Source organism: Alcanivorax sp. 24, from assembly GCF_004360225.1.
In the GTDB taxonomy this organism is placed as follows: domain Bacteria; phylum Pseudomonadota; class Gammaproteobacteria; order Pseudomonadales; family Alcanivoracaceae; genus Alloalcanivorax; species Alloalcanivorax xiamenensis.
In genome coordinates, this window is the sequence record NZ_SNUA01000002.1 from 436,463 (window position 1) to 456,710 (window position 20,248).

Sequence of the window (20,248 nt, forward strand, 5' to 3'; positions counted from 1 at the left end):
TGGGAAGCTTGCTTGCAAGCGAATGGGCTTCAGTCCCTCAAGATTCGCTTGCAAGCAAGCTTCCCACAGCGGTGTTGTAGCTGCCTTCGAATTTATGTCTCCAAGACCAGAAGGACATCCGCACTTTTCGGTTACCTCGAAGCGGAGCCGTGTTACGCCTTTGCGGGACCTGCTTCACGACGTTCCCGCAAAGGCGTAACACGGCTCCGCTGTCCCTGATGGAAGGCAATACGATTTCCCTCCATACCGCGATGAACCATAAAAAAGCCCGGCGCGAGGGCCGGGCTTTTCCAGGAGTCGAGAGACTCTCTGTTTGAAGCGGTTCCGATTAGTCCTGGAACTGAGCTTCCTTCACGGTCGCTTTCATGATCGCTTCCACGCGACGGTTCTGAGCGCGGCCTTCGCGAGTGCTGTTGTCAGCAATCGGCTTGGCTTCGCCGTAACCTTCCACGGAGATGCGGCTGGTGTCCACGTTGAAGTGATCAACCAGTACGTCTTTCACAGCATTGGCGCGCTGCTGGGACAGTTTCTGGTTGTAGCCTTCCGGACCGGTGCTGTCGGTGTGACCTTCCAGAACCAGGTTCGCGGACGGGTACTCGCGCATGCGGGTAGCCAGATCTTCCAGCTCGGGGTAGGAGGTTTGACGAACAACCGCCTTGTCGAACTCGAACTCCACGTACAGGGTTTCTTTAATGTCTTCGGTCAGGTAGAGCTGGCAGCCCACCTCGTCGACTTTGGCGCCTGCCGGGGTGTTCGGGCACTGGTCAGCGCTGTTCGGTACGCCGTCGCCATCGTCGTCCAGCTCACAACCGCGGGCATCAACTACCGCGCCGGCCGGAGTGTTCGGGCATTGATCACGATCATCCGGAACACCGTCGCCGTCGCTGTCGGTGGCCACATCGGTTACCGGAGCCGGCTTGGCAGCGCTGGAAGCGCCGATCAGCAGGTTCAGGCCGGCGTAAACCTGGCCGTCCCAACGCTCACTGCGGAAGCTGTAGGTCGGGCGTGCGCCTACGTCCAACAGGAAGTTGCGAGCCAACGCGGTTTGCACGCCGAATTCAACACCACCAACGGCTTCTTTGAAGTCGTTGCTGCTTTCGCTGTTGAACTCAGTACGGGTTTCACCGGCGTTCAAACCGACATAGGTTTCGAACGGGGAAGCGTCACCACGGAAGTGCTTACGCAAGCTTACGAAGTTGTTGCGCAGGTCCACGCTGTTGTAGTTGTTGCGTTCCCACCATGCCTGGATGGACCAGTCACGGTTGAAGCGGTAACCCAGTTGCGCGCCCGGCAGGGTCACGGTGTCGGTGGTAACACCGGGAACGTTGTCGTCGATATACCCGTCACCCTCATAGTGATCGCCGATGTCCATCCAGCTTTGGCTGACGTGACCGCCGAGGTAGAAATACCGGTCGGGGATATCCGCGGCCGTGGCGACGCTCGCCACGGAGACGGAGGCCAGTGCAATGCTGGAGGCAAGAAAACGTTTAGCGTCCATAACTCCTTCCTTTTTATCGTGTAGGCAGAACAAACACGGGAACAGTTTGTCATGCATATTTTAGGAGTAAATGGGGCGGCGCTTATTAATAAGAAAATTTACAAACACATGTCATACAGCGACATGAAAGGCGTCACTTTGTGAATTATTGGTACTAAATGGTTGTGTTTTGTATAGGTAATAAGGGTTAGTTTTGACTGGTGCGTTGACGGAGATCATTCCGGCTTTGATATAGCGTGTAATCGGCTTCATTCAGTAGAGCATTGAGACTGGGGCCGGTGTTCTCCGTACTGGCCACACCGAGGCGAACTTCAAACTGCAGGCCTTCCTCGATCCCCGGCACCTGTATGCTGGTGACCAGCGCACGCAGGCCTTCCGCCATGTGGAGGGCGTCGTGCTGGCTGGTATGAGGCAGTACCAGAAGGAACTGGGCGCCGTCGATGCGTCCGAACAGGTCGCTTTCGCGAATCTTGTCGCGGATGCGGTCAGCGAACACCCGCAGCAACCGGTCGGCGGCGCGCCGGCCGTAACGGTCAGCCAGATCGGTGAAATCGGCCACATCCAAAAGTAAAACGGAAACCACATAATCGTGGCGCTGACTCAAGGAAAGTTCCCGCTCCAGCATGCTCAATAAATGCGGGCGATTGAACAAGCCGGTGAGGTGATCCTCGCGTACCTGTTGCTGCAGGGTGCGGTTTTCCCGCCGCAGGGAGGAAACACGCAACAACAACGGATAGCCGAGCGGCGGCAGCAACAGCAGGGGAATCAGCAACGCCAGGCAGATCGCGGACAGCCAGTCCCGTTCGCCGGTAAGCAAGACACCGATACTGGTGATAAGGGACGATAGCAGCAGACCGCAAAAAGTGATCAGGGCGGTCATGCGCAGGGCGTAGAAGCGGTCTCCGGTTCTGATCGGTGTCGGCGAATCCGAATGATCACTATGAACCGACGCCATGATATCCCCCAGAAAAAAGATTAATTCTTAGAAGCTGAGAGTATCCGGGCAGGCGGGGGCGGGTGCAAGTTCCCGGGCTTGACCCGGCATCTCCCCCTGGATGGCGCGCTACTTCGCAGAGGGAGATGCAGGACACCTCCGGCATGAGGTTTTTCAAAGGCGCCCTAATGGACCGCGCTGTGCAGCAGCACCTCGGGTTGGAGAACGCCGGAATCGAGAAGCAGGGTTTCCGGTTCGCACACCACCGATAGATCCTTGGCGGCAAGTGCGTCGAGAATGCGCGCGCGCATGCGCAGACTTTGCATTATGGAGGTTTCCGCCAGCAGCACCGCGAACTGGCCATGGCCGAGGTAGGCCACCATATCCTGTTCGCGCACCAGGGCGGCCAGGGAGTCGGCCAGTCGCTGGCGGCGGTCGCGGCGTTCCAGACCGGTGCCACGCAGACGCAAAATAGTGGCGCCGAGGCCGTAATTGCGGCAGCGTTGGCGTTCTTTCTCGAGCATCCGGGACCAGCCGGTAACATCAAGAATACCGGTATCCGGATCACGGCCGTCATCGTCGAGAAAGTCGCTGACTCTTTGCTGGTTGAGCAGCGAAAGATTCCACGACAGGGCGGTTTCCAGCAGGAACGCTTGGCGTTTCAGGGAGGGCAGTATGTGATCGGTCAGATGGGGCTGCGGTTCCGGATCCAACGCGCAAAGCACCGCCAGCAGGCGATTCTCGTCGCCATACAGCGGTAGCCGCAGACAGGCGCCCACTTTCATCGGCCGATTCAACGGGTAAGGAGGTGAATGAGCCTGGGTGTCCAACAGAACGCTTGCGTCGGCGTGGGTTGACGAACCGGTTCGGCCGCGGGCCTCCGGCCATCTGAAGTGCTCGCCAATGGTCAAGGCATAGCCGCTGCCGTTGCTGCGCAGCAGGCGCCAGTCGTCACCGGTTTTACGAATCAGCATCCACAGGGACAGGCCATAGCGTTCGCGCAGATCCCGTAGCTGAGTGTCAACAAACCGATGGAATGAGTGTGTTTTCCCCCACAACATATTTAAACACCGCTTGCTTGTGATATTTTTTGTATATTGTGGGGCGGAAGCCATTTTCTGACAACCGTCACCTTTGGTCTTCGCGAAACGCTTGGCCTGGTGGCGGCGATATTATCCCCGCCAGCCGGATACTCGAAGCCGCGTCCCCCAAAATGCGTCGCGTTCATTCTCGAAGCCAAGGATCCGCCTACCCCACAACACCCGTTTTAAATTCGGCATCGTTCATGCCGCAAACATCGCCGTTCCCGGGAGTATTTTCCTGGAACCGGACCGGATAGTGGCAAAAACGAGCGCCTCCTGCGCCGGGCGGTATCACAACTTCCACCAATTCGGAGATGCGCACCGACGTTAGCCGCTTTCCCCGGCGTTCTTACGGAAATAACGCCGCGCTGCCTGGTTCACCTTGGGGGCCAGCACGAGAGAAGCGGTCATGGTGGGAATCGCCATGAGAGCGTACATGGTGTCCACCACACTGATCACCGTATTCAGCGATGCAATGGCGCCGAGTACTATTAAAAAAAGGTAAAACCATACGTAATGATGCTGATGCCGGGCTCCGATCATGAATCCCAGGCATTTACTGCCGTAGTACCAGAATGTCAGTACCGTACTGAAAGCCAATACACTCACGGTGAGTGCCATGACCACCGATCCGGCCTCGTCGAACAGACTGCCGAAGGCCGCGGCGGTCAGCGAGACGCCGTCATTGTCGCCGCTGGTCCAGACACCGCTGATCAGAATCACCAGGGCGGTGCAGGTGCACACCACCAGGGTGTCGATGACCGGGCCGAGCATGGCCACCAGGCCCTCGCTGACCGGCTCGCGGGTACGGGCGGCACCATGGGCCATGGCTTCGGTACCGATGCCGGCCTCATTGGAGAACGCGGCGCGCCGGAAGCCGGTGATGATCATCGCGCCAATGGCGCCACCGGCCACCGCCTGCCCGGTGAAGGCGTCGACGACGATCAGTTCCAGAGTGGGCAGAATCTGCTCGCTGTGGCTGATCAGCACCACACCGGTGAGGCTCAGATAGCTGAGTACCATGGCCGGCACCAGGGTGGCGGTGACCCGGGCCAGACGCGGCAGTTTACCGGCCACTACTCCGAGCACCAGGATCGCCAGCACCGCCCCGAGTCCGAGGTCGAATAAAAAGTGTTTATCATCGGTGGTCCAGCCGGCGGGAGTGGCGATTACGTCCCGTACCACCTGGGCCAGTTGATTGACTTGGAAGATTGGCATGGTGCCGAGCAGGCCGGCGAAGGCGAAGAAGTAGGCCAGCGGACGCCAGCGCCGTCCCATGCCTTCGCGGATAATGTACATCGGCCCGCCCTGAAGGGCGCCTTCGCTGTCCTTGCCCCGGTACATTACCGCCAGAGTGCAGGTATAGAATTTGGTGGCGATACCGAGCAGGGCGCTCATCCACATCCAGAAAATGGCACCGGGACCGCCAGTGGCGATGGCGACCGCCACCCCACCCACATTGCCCATGCCCAGAGTACCGGACAACGCCGTGCTCAGCGCCTGGAAATGGGATAGTGAACCCTGGTCGTCACGGTCCGGTGGCTTGAACAGCAGCCGCAGACCATGGCCGAGGTAACGATAGGGTAGCAGGCGGGAATAAAGCAGGAAGAACAGGCCACCGCTCACCAGCAACGTGACCAGTGGCGGGCCCCAGACAAAGCCGACGATCTTCCCCAGTACCAGCTCGAGTTGTGATTGTGGTTCATCCATGAAGCTTCACTCTAAGGGCCTGTTTGCGATCTGTACACCGCGGTGCTGGCGTACCGATCGCAAACAGGCCCTTGGAATGAAGCCTGGAATCGCGGGTCTGGATCAATCGCGCAGGGCGCCGACGCGGGCGAAACGCTGCCGGTAATGGCTTGGTGACAGGCCGGTGTGGCGCTTGAACAGGCGGGAGAAACTGCTCACGTCCTGATATCCGACTTGTTCCGCCAGGGTACCCAGGTTGGTGGCGCCACGTTCCAGCATCTTGCGCGAGGCCTCGATCCGTACCCGCTGCAAATATTGCAGGGGCGGCTCGCCGAGGGCGGCGATAAAGCGCCGCTGCAACTGCCGGGGGCTCAGATGCACGCGCTGAGCCAGATCGGCCAGAGTGGTGGGATCGGCATAGTGCTCGTGCAGCCAGGACTGCACCAGTTGCACCTGCTCGTCGCGATGATAGGTCTTGGCCGGCAGGCCGGCGTAGATGCTTTGCGGGTCGTTGCGCACGTCGATGACGAACGACTTGGCCAGTTCCCGCGCCATATCGGCACCGCAATAGCGTTCCACCAGTAGAATGGTCAGATCCCGCCAGGCGGTACCGCCGCCGGCACAGAAGATATTGCCATCCCGGGTGATCAGCTCGCGCTCGTTCAGGTTCACTTGCGGGTAGCGTTGACGGAACAGCGGACTGTAGCCCCAGTGGGTGGTGGCGCGGCGGCCGTCCAGCAGACCCGCCTCGGCGAGCAGAAAGGCGCCGGTGCAGTTACTGGCCAGGTCGGCACCGCCGGCATGCAGGAAACGCAGCCATTCCAGGGTGTCTTGTTCCGCTTTGAGTACGCTGGTGATCTCGTTGCCGATGGTCGGTACCAGCACCAGATCGCTGCTGTCCACCCGCTCGATGGCGTTATCCACCGCCAGCCGCAGCCCGGCGTTGCAACGCACCGGCTGACCGCCACGGGAGACCACCTGGACCTTGAATTGCCGGTCCAGAGGCAGACCATGGATGCGGTTCCAGGTCACGCCAGTGAGATTGAGCAGATCCACCACCCCTGCCAGGGCGGAGGCGAAAACGCCGTCATAGGCCAGGACGCTGACTTGATACATTGTTGTCCTTGGTAGGTTTGTCGCGAATCACCATAAATAAGTCATAGGCGACAATACCAGCCCTGGAGGAAGGGTGCCATTATTACTTCGATTACTCCTGAATCCTGTGGTCATGGCCGGGCGACGTTGCTGGAAGCCGGCGGTGACCTTGCCAACAGGCGCTGATTCAGCCGGGCCTTGCCCGCGCAAGTCGTATATCGTCATCAGGCTCGGGAGCCTGCTTCGCAGGCATGCTATGACGGTACTTCAAACCCCGGACCTCAAGGTCCGGGGTTTTTTTTGAACTGAACAGGCTAACCGTGATTTGTGGACCACTAATGTCCTGTCTCATAAATTTAAGAGGCTTTGGCGCCCGAATGCCAATTCCTTGGTGGTGGCCAGTTCGTCGGCGTAGGGGGCATGAATTCGCGCTGTCTTCGCAAGCCAGCTCGCTTCCCACAGAGGGGCTATGAAGCCGCTGTGGGAAGCTGCCTTGGCAGCGAATCGGCAAGGCGAGCCAGTGTGTTGCGTGTAAACGGGCTGGCGGATAGTAGCGGTCCGGGGCCGCGGCAGCTCACAAATTCTCATAGCGGTTCAGGTCCAACACCCCGGCCTGGATCGGCTCATGCTCCCGCAGGTAGTCCCCCAGATCGTCAAAGTAACGCCAGAATTCAGGATGGGTGCGGCGCACGCCGAAACGCCGCACCAATTGCTCGAAGCCGTCCTCGCCATCGGCCTGTTCCATCGCCTGAACGAAGTCTTCCAACTCGCCCTCCCGCAGATGGAACATGAAATTCGGATAGCTGGCGAGAACGCCGGGGTACATCGTCACGGTGTCCAATTCGGGCTGATAGCGCAGCGATTCGCCCATCATGAACGCCACGTTACTGTGGGCACGGTTGCGCAGCAGGGTGTACACCGCCAGGTCGCCGTTTTCGCCACGCACCTGCAGCAGGGACACTTCCGGCAGGTGATCGATCACCGGCAGGTCGTCGGCCCGCCGCGACGCCAGCACGCTCAGCGCCTGCTGCACGCGCTGTTCCAGACCGTTGGTGCCGGGCAGGGCGCAGTGCTCGTCCTGGCAGCGGTTCAGCGGGTCCGGGCGGGCATTGAGATGGGCGAAACGGGTCAGCAGCTCGCCGTCGAATTCCTGCTTGGGCGTGCTGGTGCCATAGTCGATGCCGGTGGGGGTGTCGGTATCGACGCTGGCGTAACTGATAAAGAGTTTGAGTTTGCCAGTGTTCTGGTACCAGTCATCGAGCACCGGTTTGCGCGCCGCCGGCGGCAGGTAGCGCAGCATGTTCTGCTCGGAGCCATTGCGGATCAGGTCGAAGTACAGGCGGGTCTGGGCCTGGTGGGAAACCGAACCGAACACGTCGAAATTCACCACCAGTGCATAGTAAGTGCGTTCGAACAGCGGGTAATCCATGACCCAGGTGGTCAGCGGCAGGTCGCCGATCAAACCACGGCGCACCGAGGCGCTGTCATGGTGGCGGAAGATGGTCAGCAACGCGTTGCTGTTGTCACCATCGCCGTCCCAAATGGTGTCCCAGCCAGGGCCGCCGGGGGCGTATCGGGCATAGGCCTGTTGACGCTCGCGCAGGTAGCGATTGCGTTTGTGCTTGTACTTGAGCCACTGTGGTCCCAGCGAAATCAAATCGTCGTGCTGGCCGGGCAGGCCCAATAGCGGTGTGGCCTGACGTTGATAGTCGGCGTCGTCCACATAAAGGTCGTGGTCCGGATCCTGGAACACCGCCCAGAACTGGTCGCGGATCACATCGGTGGCGATTTGTCCCCGGCAGACCGGACCGCGAATGAAAGTACGCACGAAGTACTCGGCGTCGTCCAGCATGATCTGGTAACGGGCACGGGCGGGAATGGCCTGGAACGTTTCGAAGGGATTGGCGCGGGCATCGGCATCATAGCCGGGCAGCGTTTCCAATTCCCACGGCGTATCGAAGAACAGAGACTCCATGCGCTCGCGTTTGGCGTCGTTGAGCGCGTAGGTAATGTGGGTCTTGTGGATGATGGTCTCGGTGATCGGTTGCAACCGGTACCAGAACGGACCGCCGGGATCGCCGTTGGGTCGGCGTGTGGCCACCGGCTCTATCGGTTCGCCCGGGGGGGTATGTGAACGCACCAGAGAAAAGAAGTGTCGCGGGCGGTTGGGGCCGTGGTTATCGAAATAAAGATGGGCCAGGAACAGGTGCTCGTAAACCCAGCGGGCGACCAGACGTTGGCGCGGACGGTCCCGGTTAAGCCAACCCTCCCAGGCCCGGATCCGGTTCTGTTCCTCCAGTGTCAGCTTCACCGGCGTAGCTTGCAGCGGCGCGCCCTGGGCCAGCCAGCGTGTCAGCAGATCGAATTCCCGGTCGCTCAACGCCGGCAGGCCCAGAGGCATGCCTTCCAACGGGTGTTCGCGGGCGTAGTCCGCCATGTCCTCCGGTGCCGGACAAACGTTGGTGCGCCCCAATCCCAGTTGAATGTCCTCGGGCAGTTTACCGTTTGGCTCGAAGCGCTGGTGTTGGCCCAGTACCAGCATCTGATAAAGCAGCCCCTCGTCCATGGTCTGGCTGCCTTCCAGCACCGAGAAGAAGCCGCGATTGCGCCATTCACCGGAGCTGCCCGCGTCAATGAACAGACGGGACGGCGTCGCCGCCGAGGTGCGTTGGCCGTTATACACCAGTGTCTGGCTGGCGCCCCGGGCCAGCCCTTCCGGCGATTCCAGTTTCAATTGGCAGGGGGCGTCATAGCAGCCGTGGCAGGCGATGCAGCGCTGTTCCAGAATCGGTCTGACCTGCTGTTGAAAGGAGACCGGCTGAGTCGATCCGGAGGAGGGCGTGGTGGCGCCAATGCTGATCAGAGGCGCGAAAAACGCCATGGCTCCCAACAGAGCCTGTTGCAAATTTGCCACCTGGGTTCCCTCCGGTCGTGATTCGTTCGTCGCTCATCGCCAGTCTAGCGGATCGGAATATTGCCTGACCACGGTGACGAAAATGTAAATCAGCGGCGGCCCGGCCGATCGGGTGGATTGATCGCCGGCATCGGAACCGGAGTGAGCTCTTTCGGCAGGTACAGTGGGTGAGCCGGTTCCCCCGAGCCGTTCATGCGCAGACAGTGCAGGGTGTCGCCGAGGCGGTCGCGCACCTGGGCGGCGCGATTTCGGTGACGGCCATGATTGCCCCAGCCGGCCACTATCAGGCTGGCGTCGCGGGCCAGCTTGCTCAGCCATTGGTCGTTGCGCGGGCCCACCGGATCGTCGGCGGCGAACAGATCGCTCGGATAAGTGGCCCGGTAGGCGAACAGGTTGGCCACGCACAGCGCGGAATAGCCCCAGTCCCGGGCAAAACCGATACAGCGGCGAATGGTCGGGTCATCGCGGCGATGATCGGCGGTGGACGGGTTCAGCGCCACCAGCAGCACATAGTCATCGCCCTCGGCCCAGCGGCGCCAGAGGGCATAGCGGTATTGGCGGCAGCGGGAAAAATGGGCGCTTCGTTGCATGGCGGTTGGGGGAACTGATTTCCGGGCCGGCGATTATAGCGTCAGGAGTGAGCAATGCCGAATTGGCAAGTCTGCCATCCGTTGCCAAAAGCCGCTTTCCCGGACCAGACTACAACAGCCCTGTAGAGACCTCTGACGGCATGTCCGTGTGCTTTGACCTTGATGGCCTTTGGGGTTCACCCTGAAACGGAACAGATGGTGTGTTTAAGGAGGACCTTATGAGCGAGCATGTTTACAAAAAGCTGGAATTGGTCGGCTCATCCAAGGACAGCATTGAGGGCGCCATTCACAACGCCATTGCCGCTGCTGATAAAAGCGTCAAGAACGTGGAATGGTTCGAAGTCCAGGAAACCCGGGGCCATGTGGAAAACGGCAAAGTCGCCCATTTCCAGGTGGTGGTGAAAGTCGGCTTTCGAGTTGATGTCTGAGCCGGCCTGAAGCACACGCCAACGGGAAAGTCCGTTGGCGTGTGTTGGCATTAGACGGCTTCCAGCGACAGCGGTCGCTGACAAACGCGGGTGCGTTTGAGAATGTTCAACTGCTTGGCGGTGAGATCCTGCGGCAGTGCCACGGTGCTGTGATCCTGATGAATACGGATGGCGCCGATCAGGCGGCTTGGCAGGCCCGCTTCGTTGGCAATGGCACCGACCAGGTTGCCTGGCCGCACACCGTGGGCATGGCCCACTTCCACCCGGTAAACCTGCATGTCAGCGTTGGCCTCGCCATCGCCACTGGCGGCACGGCGGCGATTGTTGGCCGGACGGCCTTCCTTGCGCGGATGGTCCTTGCGCGGGCCCTCTTTGTGGGCGCGCGGCGGTTTGCCCACCGGGGCCGGCTTGAGAATCACCGGTTCCTTGGCCACCAGCAACGCGGCCAGGCCCAGAGCCAGTTGATCGCCTTCCAGATCCAGTTGTTCGCGCAGCGCTTTCAGCACGGTCTCCGCTTCTTCGCGGTGCTTGCCTTCCAGGCCCGCCACCAGTTGTTCCTGCAACTTGGCCAGACGCTTGCTGTTGAGCGCTTCGACACTGGGCAGGTCCATGGCTTCCAGGCGCTGACCAGTGGCGCGCTCAATGGCGCGCAGCATGCCCCGCTCGCGGTGTGACACGAACAGAATCGCCTCGCCGTTACGGCCGGCGCGACCGGTGCGGCCGATACGGTGTACATAGGCTTCGGTGTCGGCGGGCATGTCGTAGTTGATCACATGGCTGATGCGCGGCACGTCCAGGCCACGGGCCACGACGTCGGTGGCGATCAGCAGATCGAAACGGCCTTCACGCAGGCGGGCCACGGTTTTTTCCCGTTGTGCCTGGGGAATGTCGCCGTTCAAGGCTTCCGCGCGCAGACCACGACGTTGCAGCTGTTCGGCCAGCTCCAGGGTGGACTGCTTGGTGCGGGCGAAAACGATGACGCCGTCATGGGGCTCGCCTTCCAGAATGCGGCACATGGCATCCAGCTTGTTGAGGCCGGAAACCGGCCAGAAGCGCTGGCGGATGCCGTCGTTGGTGGTGGTGTCGCTTTCGATGCGAATCCACTTCGGCGACTTCAGGTGACGCTCGGCCACGCGCCGGATCACATTCGGCATGGTGGCGGAAAACAGCGCAAGTTGCCGTTCTTCCGGGGTGTGTTCGAGGATCCATTCGACGTCGTCGATGAAGCCCATGCGCAGCATTTCGTCGGCTTCGTCCAGCACCAGCGCCTGCAGGCGCTCCAGATTCAGGCTGCCGCGCTGCATGTGGTCCATGATCCGGCCGGGGGTGCCCACCACCACCTGGGCGCCGTCTCGCAGCGCGCGCAATTGGGTGCGGTATTCGCTACCGCCGTATACCGCCACGACCTTAACGCCGCGCAACTGGCGGGCGAAGGTTTCCATGGCGTCGGCCACTTGCAGGGCCAGTTCGCGAGTGGGAGCGATCACCAGCAGCTGTGGGCAACGCTGCTCCGGATCGATACGGGCGAGCAACGGCAGACCGAACGCGGCGGTCTTGCCGGTACCGGTTTGTGCCTGACCGAGCAGATCATCGCCGTCCAGCAGGACGGGGATGCTACGCTCCTGGATCGGCGACGGGGTTTCAAAACCCAGTTTGCCGATGGCATCAAGAAGGGGCGCGGGCAAGCCCAAAGCGGCGAACCCGGAATCGCTATGCAACATGAAGGGGACCTTTCAGTGAAAAGGACGCAGGCCAGTATGGCGGGGGGCGTGGACTATACGGTAAATGGCGGGAGAATGCACCTTTTTATTTGTCGGCACGCCTGTCTTCGCGAGCAAGCCCGCTCCCACGGCGGCTTCGAGGGCCGCTCCGCGGATGGTTGTGAAAGCGAGCTTGCTAGCGAATGGCGCGTGAGCGCTGGTTTACAGCGGCAGCACTTCGAAAGTCCCCAGGTACCCCAGGCGCCGGCTCTCGGCCTGTTTGTCGCTGGTGTTCTGATCCGTGGTTTCCGCCTCCATGAAGAAACGGCCGGCGTGGGGCCAGTCGATCGCCACCTCGCCATTGTCGTCGCTGGTGACGGTCCAATCTTGCTGGGCGTCGCGATAACGGGTGCCGGCGGGTAGCAGGAGCACCTCCAGGCCGGCGGCGGGCTTGCCATCGATGACGAAACGGAAACGGGCGGTCTCACCGGTGTAAAGATCATTTGGATGGGTCAGCGGCACCAGTTCCAGGCCCTTGCCGGTGACGGCCAACGCAGCGGTATCCGGAGCACCGACGGAAGCGAAGGTCTCGATGCGGCTCACCGATTCCACCAGGCGCACTTTGTCCGCACCTTTCGGCACTTTCTTCAGCAGCGCTTTGATGTTCTCGCCGAACACTCGCTTGCGTTCACCGTCCTGCTCAAAGAAGGCGAGGAAGAAATGGCCTGGCAAGGCAATGCGATAACTGCCGGTTTGCGCCAGATTGACGTCGAAGACACTGCGCCGGTGCATTTCCAGAAGATGGTCGGTTTCCGCCGCTTTGCCATCCGGGCCGGTGACTTGCAGATTGTCCAGCGGGTAGGCGCGATCCGGATAGAAGATGTCATTGGAAACACTGGCATCGACACTGATCCACTGCGCTTCCGAAACCACGCTATGGGTCGGCAACAGCCAGCGTTTGTGGGCCTGGGCAGTGGGAGAAAGCAGTAGCAGTGCGGAGACCGCGGCGGCGGCCAGGGAAACGGGTTTCATGGTTTGGCTCCTGTCATTGGCAGCATTCAAGGGGCAAGGGTCAGAGTGACGTCATGCAATTCTTCCGTGCCTTCGGCACGGAGCTGTTGGGCGCTGGCGGGAGGCCACTGGAACGGAATCCGCACCACTTCGCGGCCACCCACCTCGCGGGCGGCCTCCACCACCAGCTGGTAGTCGCCGGCGGGCAGTTCGGCCATCGCCGGCAGCTCGGAAAAGTCCACGCTGTGCTTGCCCGGTGAGCGGGTGGCGCCGGTGAGGCCGTCATAGGGCGCGCTTTGGGAGCGGCCGGTGCGGCGCCACCACTGGCGCAGGTCCTTGAGCCATTTCTCCTGGTCGTCGTACCAGAGTCCCAGCGGGGTGGCCACGGTGTTCTCCGGTGTCTCGATCCAGAACGCCACATAGGGCGCGTGGTATTCCGCTACCCGCAACCGTGGCACTTCCACCTCCACCTGGAATTGGGTCGCCTCGGCGGCGAGGGCCAGGGCGGACAGCATCACTATCGGGATCAAACGCATGACCATCTCCTAATGCATGAAAAAGGCAATCAGCAACCACGGCAGCACCAGCCCCAGTGCCGTGACCGGCCAGGTGGCGGGGCGCCGACGGGCGTGCAGAAACATCAGGGCCAGGCCGGTGAAGGCGAACAGCAACGTGGCGATGGCGAAAATATCGATGAACCAGCGCCATACGGTGCCGGTATCACGGCCCTTGTGCAGGTCATTGAAAAAGGCGATCCAGCCCCGGTCGGTGTTCTCGTAAAGCACCTCGCCGCTGCCGCGATCAATCGCCAGCCAGGCATCGCCGCCGGCCCGGGGCATGGCCAGATACACCTCCTGGCCGGACCATTCCGCCTCGCGGCCATCCACCCCGATATCCAGGTCCCGCTGGAGCCAATCCCGCAACGACCGGGGCAGGGCACCCTGATCCCGGCCGTTCAATTCGGCCAGCAGCGCTTCCGGCAGGGTGGCGGTGACTTCTTCCACCGCCGGTTCGCCGTCGATCTGGGCGGCATGGTTGAGAGTGATGCCGGTGACACTGAACAGCACCATGCACACCAGGCACAGGGCCGAACTGACCCAATGCCATTGATGAAGCTGCTTGAGCCAGCGCGCTTTTGCTTTCTTGTCCAAGCCGGAGATCGTCCACTGCCCTGGGATGACGGATGGTGGGCATGTTATTGCGAATGGTTCGCACTAACAATGAAAGGAACGGGTAAAGAATGTAAGAGCCTGTTCACGATCTCTACGCCGCCGCGCCGGAGCTCCCTTCTCACCTGGTAGAAAGTGTCGTCAGGGCGTGATTCCGATTGTGCGGTGTAGTCATTCTACATAAACAAGCGTAATCGCGGTCTGACGGCGAAAGGGGCCCGGCCCTTCGGGTTGCGCTGGAAAAGCCGCCAGAGGACGCTGTGGCCTTTGACTTTGGAACCACCAGAGCCTGCAGTCCCCAACGCCCTCTGGCGGCTTTTCAAGCAGCAACGCGGTGGCGTAGAGATCGTGAACAGGCTATAAGCAGGGAACCTGGCGGCCGGATCGGGGACGAACCAGCCATTCCCTTTGTGAATGATAATTCTTATTCTTTACGAATGACCGCGATATCTCCCTGTCCGGCCCGTCTGCTGGTAATCGAGGACGACGCCGTATTATGCACCCATTTACAGGACTTCCTCGCCTCCCGGCAGCACCATGTGACGGTGTGCCGGGATGGCCGGGCCGGCTTGCAACAGGCGCTGGATCAGCCGTTCGACCTGGTGTTGCTGGATATTCTGCTACCCGGCATGAATGGCCTCGATTTGCTGGCGGAACTGCGTCAGCGCAGCGCCGTGCCTGTGATCGTGCTGTCCGCCCTGGGCGACGAGCAGGATCGCATCAGCGGCCTGATGAAAGGCGCCGATGACTATCTGCCGAAACCCTTCAGCTCTGCTGAACTGGCGGTGCGGGTGGAAGCGGTATTGCGGCGGGTGACGTTGGAGCGGCGTCAGGGCCAGGGCGTGGCGCCGATGGGTGCACTGATCCTGCGCACCGAGGATGAAAGCGCCCGCTATCGGGACGCCGATCTGGGGCTCACCACCACCGAATTCCGCCTGTTGCAGGTGTTCCTGGAGCATCGTGACCAGGTGCTGAGCAAGGCGTTCCTGTATCAGGCGGTGCTGCATCGCGGCTATGGCCGTCATGATCGCAGCCTTGATCTGCATGTCAGCCACCTGCGCCGCAAACTGCGTGATGCCGGCATGGCGGAGCAACCGCTGCGCACGGTCTGGGGCCAGGGCTACACCCTGGTGTCCGAGGCGCTGTAATGCCCGGCCGTCATTCGCTGTTCTGGCGCCTGGCCCTGGTGCTGTGTCTGAGCGCGGTGGTGATCGTGGCCTGCAGCCGCTGGGTGACGATCTGGGTGGCCAACCAGGTAGTGCTGCTCAGTGATCAGGCCAAGGCGGAAATGCTGGGCTACGCTCATGAGGCGGAAGCGGCCTGGCTGGTGGGCGGAGAGCAGGGCGTGGCGGTCTGGCTGGCGGAGCTCGACCGGCGGGTGCCGGGGGAGGCCATGGTGGTGGACACCGCCGGACGTTCCCTGAGCGGCACCCCGCTTACCGAGAGCCAGATCGCCGGCTTTCGCTTTCAGCGCGAACTGGATTGGCGCATGAGTTTCCGCTACCGCGATATGCCGTTCATCGGCATGCCGTTTCCCGGCGCGCCAGACCAGGGGCGCCTGGTGATGCAGCTACCGCCGGAACACATGCCAGGCGGCGCCTGGCCGCTGCAACGCACCCTGATTCTGACCTTGCTGCCCGGCATCATGGCGCTGCTGGCGGTGATCCTGATCTTCTGGCGCATCATGGTGCCGTTGCGGGCGCTGGAAGCCCAGGTGCAGCGGTTCCGCGACGAGCCCGCGTCGCGGGTGGAAACCACCCTGACCGAACGGCGCGATGAATTCGGGGAATTGGGGCGCAGCTTCAACAGCATGGCGGAGCGGGTGTCCGGTTTGCTGGCCAGCCAGCGGCAACTCCTGCACGACATGTCCCACGAGCTGCGCACGCCGCTGAGCCGGTTGAATGTGGCGCTGGACAGCCCGCTGGACGAACCGGCGTTGCGCCAGCGGGTCGCCACGGAAGTGGACAAAATGCGCACTCTGGTGGACGACACCCTGGCTCTGGTGTGGCACGACACCGAGCAGCGCGGTTCGGAGATCGGCCCGTTGTCGGTCCGGGAAATCTGGGATCTGGTGGTGGACGACGCCGCTTTTGAAAGCGGCTGGGACCGATTGCGGTTCCGTTGCCAGTTGCCCGAGCACGCCACGGTGCTTGGCAATCTCAACGACTTCGCATTGACCCTGGAAAATCTGGTGCGCAATGCCATCCGTCACTCCCCGGAGAACGGCGAAGTGGTGCTGCACGGCAACCGGGAGGGCGGTTATTGGCATCTGTGGCTGGCGGACCAGGGGCCGGGAGTGCCGGAGGAACGCCTGGAATCGATTTTCGCGCCGTTCGTGCGGCTGGATCCGGCCCGCACCACCGACAGCGGCTTTGGACTGGGGCTCAGTATCGCGCGCCGCGCGGTGATCCGGCAGGCCGGCGAGTTGTGGGCGGAGAATGGCCGCCCCGGTCTGCGGGTGCATGTACGACTGGCGGCGGCAGAGAATGTATAAAGTGTAATCCTGCCTTTTTCATCAAATAAGAATCTATATCATTCCTGTTCGCAATTTTACGTCCGGGATCGGGTCTTTGGACGCCATTGGGAAACTGCGGGAGTTCAGGAATGAAATTACGTTGTGCCTTGACCGGGGTGGTACTCGGCTTGGGGGCGGGTTCGGTGATTGCCGATGACACCGTCAACCAGATCGAACGGGTCACGGTGACCGCCGCGGGACGCATTCAGCAGTTGGAGGACGCGCCGGCCTCGATCAGCGTTATTGATCGCGAACAACTGGAACAGCGTTTCTACAAGGACGCCACCGACGCGCTGCGGGATATCCCCGGTGTCATCGTTACCGGCGGCGGCGCCGGTGACAACGGCAACGACATCGTCATGCGCGGGATGCCGGCGCAATACACGCTGATCCTGGTGGATGGCAAGCCGGTGTCTTCCCGGGAAAGCCGCCCCAACGGCAGCGCCGGTTTCGAACAGGACTGGTTGCCGCCGCTGCAGGCCATCGAGCGTATTGAAGTCGTGCGCGGTCCCATGTCCACGCTGTACGGTTCCGATGCCATTGGCGGCGTGATCAACATCATCACCCGCAAGGTCGCCGACGAGTGGGGCGGCGGCATGCAGCTGGATACCATCATTCAGGACGACTCCCGCTCCGGGGACATGCAGCAGGGTAACTTCTTCCTCAACGGTCCGCTGAAAAAAGACCTGTTGGGTTTGCAGCTCTCAGGCAAGTTCAGTAACCGTGAAGAGGATCGCTTTGCCAACGGCTTCGAAGATAAAAGTCTGCGCAGCCTCACCGCCAAACTGGCGTTCACGCCCACCGCCGATCACGACTTCACCCTGGAAGCGGGGGAAACCCGTCAGCGCCGTCGTGGCCATGTGGGTGAGAGTGTGGATCCGGACGGCTGCCGTGGCGGTTGTACCGATAGCGACGACGAGTTTCGCCGCGAAGTGCTGGCGTTGACTCACACCGGCCGCTGGGCCATCGGTACCTCGGACAGCTATGTGCAGCGGGAAGAGACCGAAAACGAAACCCGCGAGATGACCATCACCAATACCACCGCCAAGAGCAGCCTGATGGTGCCGCTGGGAGACCATATGCTGACCGTGGGCGCGGATTTCGAAAAGGAAGAACTGTCCGACAAGACATCGAATCGCATCTCTGACCGCACCCGGGTGGACGGTTCCAAATGGGCGATGTTCGTCGAAGATGAATGGATGCTGCCGCACAATGTGAGCCTCACCGGTGGCGTGCGACTGGACGATGACGAAAATTACGGCAGCCAGGTCAGCCCGCGTCTCTATGCGGTATGGGGCTTCGCGCCGCGCTGGACCATCAAGGGGGGTGTTTCCACCGGCTACCGTTCGCCGAACCTGCGTGAAATCACCCCGGACTGGGGGCAGGTCAGCCGGGGCGGCAACATTTACGGCAACCCGGATCTGGAACCGGAAACCTCACTGAACAAAGAACTTGGCCTGTACTTCAATGCCGGCCGGGTACTCACCGCCAGCGTTACCGTGTTCCATAACGACTTCGAGGATAAAATCACCCGGGTAGCCTGTCCGATCACCATTTGCACCGATGGTCCCAATGATTTCGGTGCCGACCCGACCTACCGTATCAATGTGGATGAAGCGGTGACCAAAGGGGTGGAAGCGACCCTGGCCACCACCCTGTGGCGCCAACTGGATCTGACCTTCAGCTACACCTACACCGATTCCGAACAGAAATCCGGTGAGTACAAAGGGCAGCCGCTGACCCAGATTCCGGAACACCTGGCGTCCCTGCGGGCGGACTGGCGCGCCACTGATCGGATTGCCCCTTGGACCTCCGTGCACTATCGCGGCAAAGAGAGCCAGCCGGTGACCGGGCCGTCCAGCAACACCACGACCGCGCCGTCGAATACCTTGATGGACGCTGGTGTGGCTTTCCGTCTGTCACCGCAAACCACGCTGAACGCCGGTATCTACAATCTTACCGACAAAGAAATCTTTTATGATGAGTACGGCTATGTGGAAGATGGCCGCCGTTACTGGCTGGGCATGAGAGTGACGTTCTGATCGAAAAGCCGTGTCTCTGAAGGCGGAAGAAAAACAAAAGGACCGGCATTCGCCGGTCCTTTGGGGTTATGGACGTTGCTTTCCGGGCAGAGCCGTTACTGGGACTCGATGCGCTGGCGCAATTCGTTGTCGTACTGGGCCAGTTGAGCGATCTGGTTGTACTTCTGAACATCCATACCGCTGTCCTGCACCGCCTGCACCATCTCCTGTTGCGCCTCCTGCTGTATTTCCATGGCTTTCCGCGGATCCTGGGCACTCTCCTGCAATTTGCCCTGGTACTCCTGTTTGATGTCGTTCACCTTGCCCTGGGCTTCGGCGAAGCGCTGCACGTCCTGATCGGAAATATCGGTGCTTTGCGGCATGGCGCCTGGCTGTTGCGGGGCCTGCTGCGCGGCGCCGGCCGGTGGCGCCGACGGGTTTTCGGTGGTGTGCTGTTGCGCCAGCGCGAGGCTGCTGGCACCGGTGGCTAGAACAAAGGTGGCCACTGCGACCATCGGACCCTTGAGCGAAGCTTTCATGGTGTTTCCTCCTGATTGCTTCCGTGACAACGGCATGCTTTCCAGGCATGCCACAGAAGAATCCGACAGCGATCCAGAGGAAGGTTCGCGAGTGGTTTCCGGAATGTGATGGGTTTATCTTTTTATATTTCAGTTGAGTATAAAAGTAGCACTATTTATTTCTTTATAATGTTTACAGCGTCCTTATCATGGCCTCTCCAGTTACCTGAAGCGACTCGAGGTACAGCGACGTCATGGGCAATGCACAACTGATTACACGGGTAGGCGACAACAGCGCCGGTCTGTCCCGGGAGACCCTTGCCGACCTGAACCGGGTCTACCGTTCGCTGAGTTTCGCCGAGCGCATTCAGCGCGTGTATCAGGATTTCGCCCCGGACCGGATCATGGTGACGTCGTCCTTCGCCGCCACTTCCGCGTATTTCTTGCATATCATTTCCACCATCCGGCCGGAACAGAAAGTCCATTTCATCGATACCGGGTATCACTTCCAGGAGACCCTGGAATACAAGGATTACCTGGTCGAGCGTTTCAATCTGGACGTCATCGATGTGACCCCGGATCCACAGCACCATGAGGTATCCCAGCAGGAACGCATGTGGCAAACCGACCCGGATCTGTGCTGTCAGGTGAACAAGGTGACGCCGCTGGAAGAGGCCAAGGAAAACTACGACCTGTGGATTTCCAGCCTGATGTCCTGGCAAACCGAGCATCGCGCCGGCCTGGAGATCTTCGAGGAGCGTCGCGGCATGATCAAGTTCAACCCGATGATCGATGTGACCCGGGAAGAACGTGACGCCTACATCGCCGAACACGACCTGCCGTTCCACCCGCTGGTCCAGGAAGGCTACCACTCCATCGGTTGCAGCCATTGCACCTGGAAAGGCGAGGGCCGTGAAGGCCGTTGGCAGGGCAAGGCCAAAACCGAGTGTGGCATCCACCTGTAACCGCGTAGAGGTGGTCGCGTACCGACCGCCGCTGTCCCTCCGTTCGCGGGCAAGCCCGCTTCCCACGATCGCTTCGTAGCCCGCTGTGGGAAGGGGCTTGCCCGCGAATTCATACCCTT

Annotated in this window: 17 protein-coding genes; 5 read left to right on the forward strand and 12 right to left on the reverse strand. The window is 61.0% G+C overall.

Translation table 11 applies throughout. From position 1 onward, the window contains the following. Positions 1-328 precede the first annotated feature (328 nt). The 7 genes from E0L37_RS04480 to E0L37_RS04510 all read right to left on the reverse strand — a co-directional run bounded on the left by E0L37_RS04480 (position 329) and on the right by E0L37_RS04510 (position 9,802). Positions 329-1,498, reverse strand: a complete 1,170-nt coding sequence (locus tag E0L37_RS04480; RefSeq protein WP_133490583.1) for an OmpA family protein — start codon at positions 1,496-1,498, stop codon at positions 329-331. A 187-nt stretch (positions 1,499-1,685) separates the two neighbouring features. Then, a complete protein-coding gene (locus E0L37_RS04485) occupies positions 1,686-2,453 on the reverse strand; it encodes a GGDEF domain-containing protein (protein ID WP_133490584.1) in 768 nt (255 codons plus the stop codon). 164 nt (positions 2,454-2,617) lie between these two features. Beyond that, positions 2,618-3,493, reverse strand: coding sequence for a GAF domain-containing protein (locus tag E0L37_RS04490; RefSeq protein ID WP_159660145.1), 876 nt, complete (start codon positions 3,491-3,493; stop codon positions 2,618-2,620). 348 nt (positions 3,494-3,841) lie between these two features. Beyond that, positions 3,842-5,224, reverse strand: coding sequence for a sodium:alanine symporter family protein (locus E0L37_RS04495; RefSeq protein ID WP_133490586.1), 1,383 nt, complete (start codon positions 5,222-5,224; stop codon positions 3,842-3,844). A gap of 102 nt (positions 5,225-5,326) precedes the next feature. Then, on the reverse strand, positions 5,327-6,319 hold the full coding sequence (locus E0L37_RS04500) for a GlxA family transcriptional regulator (RefSeq protein ID WP_133490587.1): 993 nt from the start codon (positions 6,317-6,319) through the stop codon (positions 5,327-5,329). A gap of 553 nt (positions 6,320-6,872) precedes the next feature. Beyond that, positions 6,873-9,212 (reverse strand): fatty acid cis/trans isomerase, encoded by a 2,340-nt coding sequence (locus E0L37_RS04505; protein ID WP_205655578.1) that lies wholly within the window; start codon positions 9,210-9,212, stop codon positions 6,873-6,875. Positions 9,213-9,301: 89 nt separating this feature from the next. Beyond that, positions 9,302-9,802: a DUF1643 domain-containing protein gene (locus E0L37_RS04510; protein WP_133490588.1), complete on the reverse strand. Its 501-nt coding sequence runs from the start codon at positions 9,800-9,802 to the stop codon at positions 9,302-9,304. A 218-nt stretch (positions 9,803-10,020) separates the two neighbouring features. Here E0L37_RS04510 and E0L37_RS04515 point away from each other — a divergent pair, with 218 nt between their 5' ends. Further along, a complete protein-coding gene (locus E0L37_RS04515; RefSeq protein ID WP_133490589.1) occupies positions 10,021-10,230 on the forward strand; it encodes a dodecin in 210 nt (69 codons plus the stop codon). A 50-nt stretch (positions 10,231-10,280) separates the two neighbouring features. Here E0L37_RS04515 and E0L37_RS04520 read toward each other — a convergent pair whose 3' ends face one another. The 4 genes from E0L37_RS04520 to E0L37_RS04535 form a co-directional block, all read right to left on the reverse strand. Beyond that, positions 10,281-11,951, reverse strand: coding sequence for a DEAD/DEAH box helicase (locus E0L37_RS04520; RefSeq protein WP_133490590.1), 1,671 nt, complete (start codon positions 11,949-11,951; stop codon positions 10,281-10,283). 201 nt (positions 11,952-12,152) lie between these two features. Continuing rightward, complete coding sequence (locus E0L37_RS04525; protein WP_133490591.1) at positions 12,153-12,962, reverse strand: DUF4198 domain-containing protein; 810 nt, start codon at positions 12,960-12,962, stop codon at positions 12,153-12,155. 26 nt (positions 12,963-12,988) lie between these two features. Continuing rightward, the gene (locus tag E0L37_RS04530) at positions 12,989-13,477 is read right to left on the reverse strand and encodes a DUF2271 domain-containing protein (RefSeq protein WP_133490592.1); all 489 of its coding nucleotides are present in this window, start codon (positions 13,475-13,477) and stop codon (positions 12,989-12,991) included. A gap of 9 nt (positions 13,478-13,486) precedes the next feature. Next, a complete protein-coding gene (locus E0L37_RS04535) occupies positions 13,487-14,092 on the reverse strand; it encodes a PepSY-associated TM helix domain-containing protein (protein WP_133490593.1) in 606 nt (201 codons plus the stop codon). 455 nt (positions 14,093-14,547) lie between these two features. On the opposite strand from E0L37_RS04535, the gene E0L37_RS04540 reads away from it, so the two are divergent. The 3 genes from E0L37_RS04540 to E0L37_RS04550 all read left to right on the forward strand — a co-directional run bounded on the left by E0L37_RS04540 (position 14,548) and on the right by E0L37_RS04550 (position 18,667). Continuing rightward, positions 14,548-15,258: a response regulator transcription factor gene (locus tag E0L37_RS04540; protein WP_133490594.1), complete on the forward strand. Its 711-nt coding sequence runs from the start codon at positions 14,548-14,550 to the stop codon at positions 15,256-15,258. Continuing rightward, positions 15,258-16,604 (forward strand): sensor histidine kinase, encoded by a 1,347-nt coding sequence (locus E0L37_RS04545; protein WP_133490595.1) that lies wholly within the window; start codon positions 15,258-15,260, stop codon positions 16,602-16,604. The genes E0L37_RS04540 and E0L37_RS04545 overlap by 1 nt, the downstream gene beginning before the upstream one ends. Positions 16,605-16,714: 110 nt before the next feature. Further along, positions 16,715-18,667: a ligand-gated channel protein gene (locus E0L37_RS04550; RefSeq protein ID WP_133490596.1), complete on the forward strand. Its 1,953-nt coding sequence runs from the start codon at positions 16,715-16,717 to the stop codon at positions 18,665-18,667. Between the two features lie 95 nt (positions 18,668-18,762). On the opposite strand, the gene E0L37_RS04555 is transcribed toward E0L37_RS04550, so the two are convergent. Next, complete coding sequence (locus tag E0L37_RS04555) at positions 18,763-19,185, reverse strand: DUF4168 domain-containing protein (RefSeq protein WP_166643000.1); 423 nt, start codon at positions 19,183-19,185, stop codon at positions 18,763-18,765. Between the two features lie 233 nt (positions 19,186-19,418). On the opposite strand from E0L37_RS04555, the gene E0L37_RS04560 reads away from it, so the two are divergent. Beyond that, positions 19,419-20,129, forward strand: a complete 711-nt coding sequence (locus E0L37_RS04560; protein ID WP_133490598.1) for a phosphoadenylyl-sulfate reductase — start codon at positions 19,419-19,421, stop codon at positions 20,127-20,129. Positions 20,130-20,248: the final 119 nt, after the last annotated feature.

What these genes read in the sequence shown, in the direction of transcription:
- E0L37_RS04480 (WP_133490583.1), bottom strand. Translation starts at nt 1,498, where the DNA reads ATGGACGCTAAACGTTTTCTTGCCTCCAGCATTGCACTGGCCTCCGTC.
- E0L37_RS04485 (WP_133490584.1), bottom strand. Translation starts at nt 2,453, where the DNA reads ATGGCGTCGGTTCATAGTGATCATTCGGATTCGCCGACACCGATCAGA.
- E0L37_RS04490 (WP_159660145.1), bottom strand. Translation starts at nt 3,493, where the DNA reads ATGTTGTGGGGGAAAACACACTCATTCCATCGGTTTGTTGACACTCAG.
- E0L37_RS04495 (WP_133490586.1), bottom strand. Translation starts at nt 5,224, where the DNA reads ATGGATGAACCACAATCACAACTCGAGCTGGTACTGGGGAAGATCGTC.
- E0L37_RS04500 (WP_133490587.1), bottom strand. Translation starts at nt 6,319, where the DNA reads ATGTATCAAGTCAGCGTCCTGGCCTATGACGGCGTTTTCGCCTCCGCC.
- E0L37_RS04510 (WP_133490588.1), bottom strand. Translation starts at nt 9,802, where the DNA reads ATGCAACGAAGCGCCCATTTTTCCCGCTGCCGCCAATACCGCTATGCC.
- E0L37_RS04515 (WP_133490589.1), top strand. Translation starts at nt 10,021, where the DNA reads ATGAGCGAGCATGTTTACAAAAAGCTGGAATTGGTCGGCTCATCCAAG.
- E0L37_RS04520 (WP_133490590.1), bottom strand. Translation starts at nt 11,951, where the DNA reads ATGTTGCATAGCGATTCCGGGTTCGCCGCTTTGGGCTTGCCCGCGCCC.
- E0L37_RS04525 (WP_133490591.1), bottom strand. Translation starts at nt 12,962, where the DNA reads ATGAAACCCGTTTCCCTGGCCGCCGCCGCGGTCTCCGCACTGCTACTG.
- E0L37_RS04530 (WP_133490592.1), bottom strand. Translation starts at nt 13,477, where the DNA reads ATGCGTTTGATCCCGATAGTGATGCTGTCCGCCCTGGCCCTCGCCGCC.
- E0L37_RS04540 (WP_133490594.1), top strand. Translation starts at nt 14,548, where the DNA reads ATGACCGCGATATCTCCCTGTCCGGCCCGTCTGCTGGTAATCGAGGAC.
- E0L37_RS04545 (WP_133490595.1), top strand. Translation starts at nt 15,258, where the DNA reads ATGCCCGGCCGTCATTCGCTGTTCTGGCGCCTGGCCCTGGTGCTGTGT.
- E0L37_RS04550 (WP_133490596.1), top strand. Translation starts at nt 16,715, where the DNA reads ATGAAATTACGTTGTGCCTTGACCGGGGTGGTACTCGGCTTGGGGGCG.
- E0L37_RS04555 (WP_166643000.1), bottom strand. Translation starts at nt 19,185, where the DNA reads ATGAAAGCTTCGCTCAAGGGTCCGATGGTCGCAGTGGCCACCTTTGTT.
- E0L37_RS04560 (WP_133490598.1), top strand. Translation starts at nt 19,419, where the DNA reads ATGGGCAATGCACAACTGATTACACGGGTAGGCGACAACAGCGCCGGT.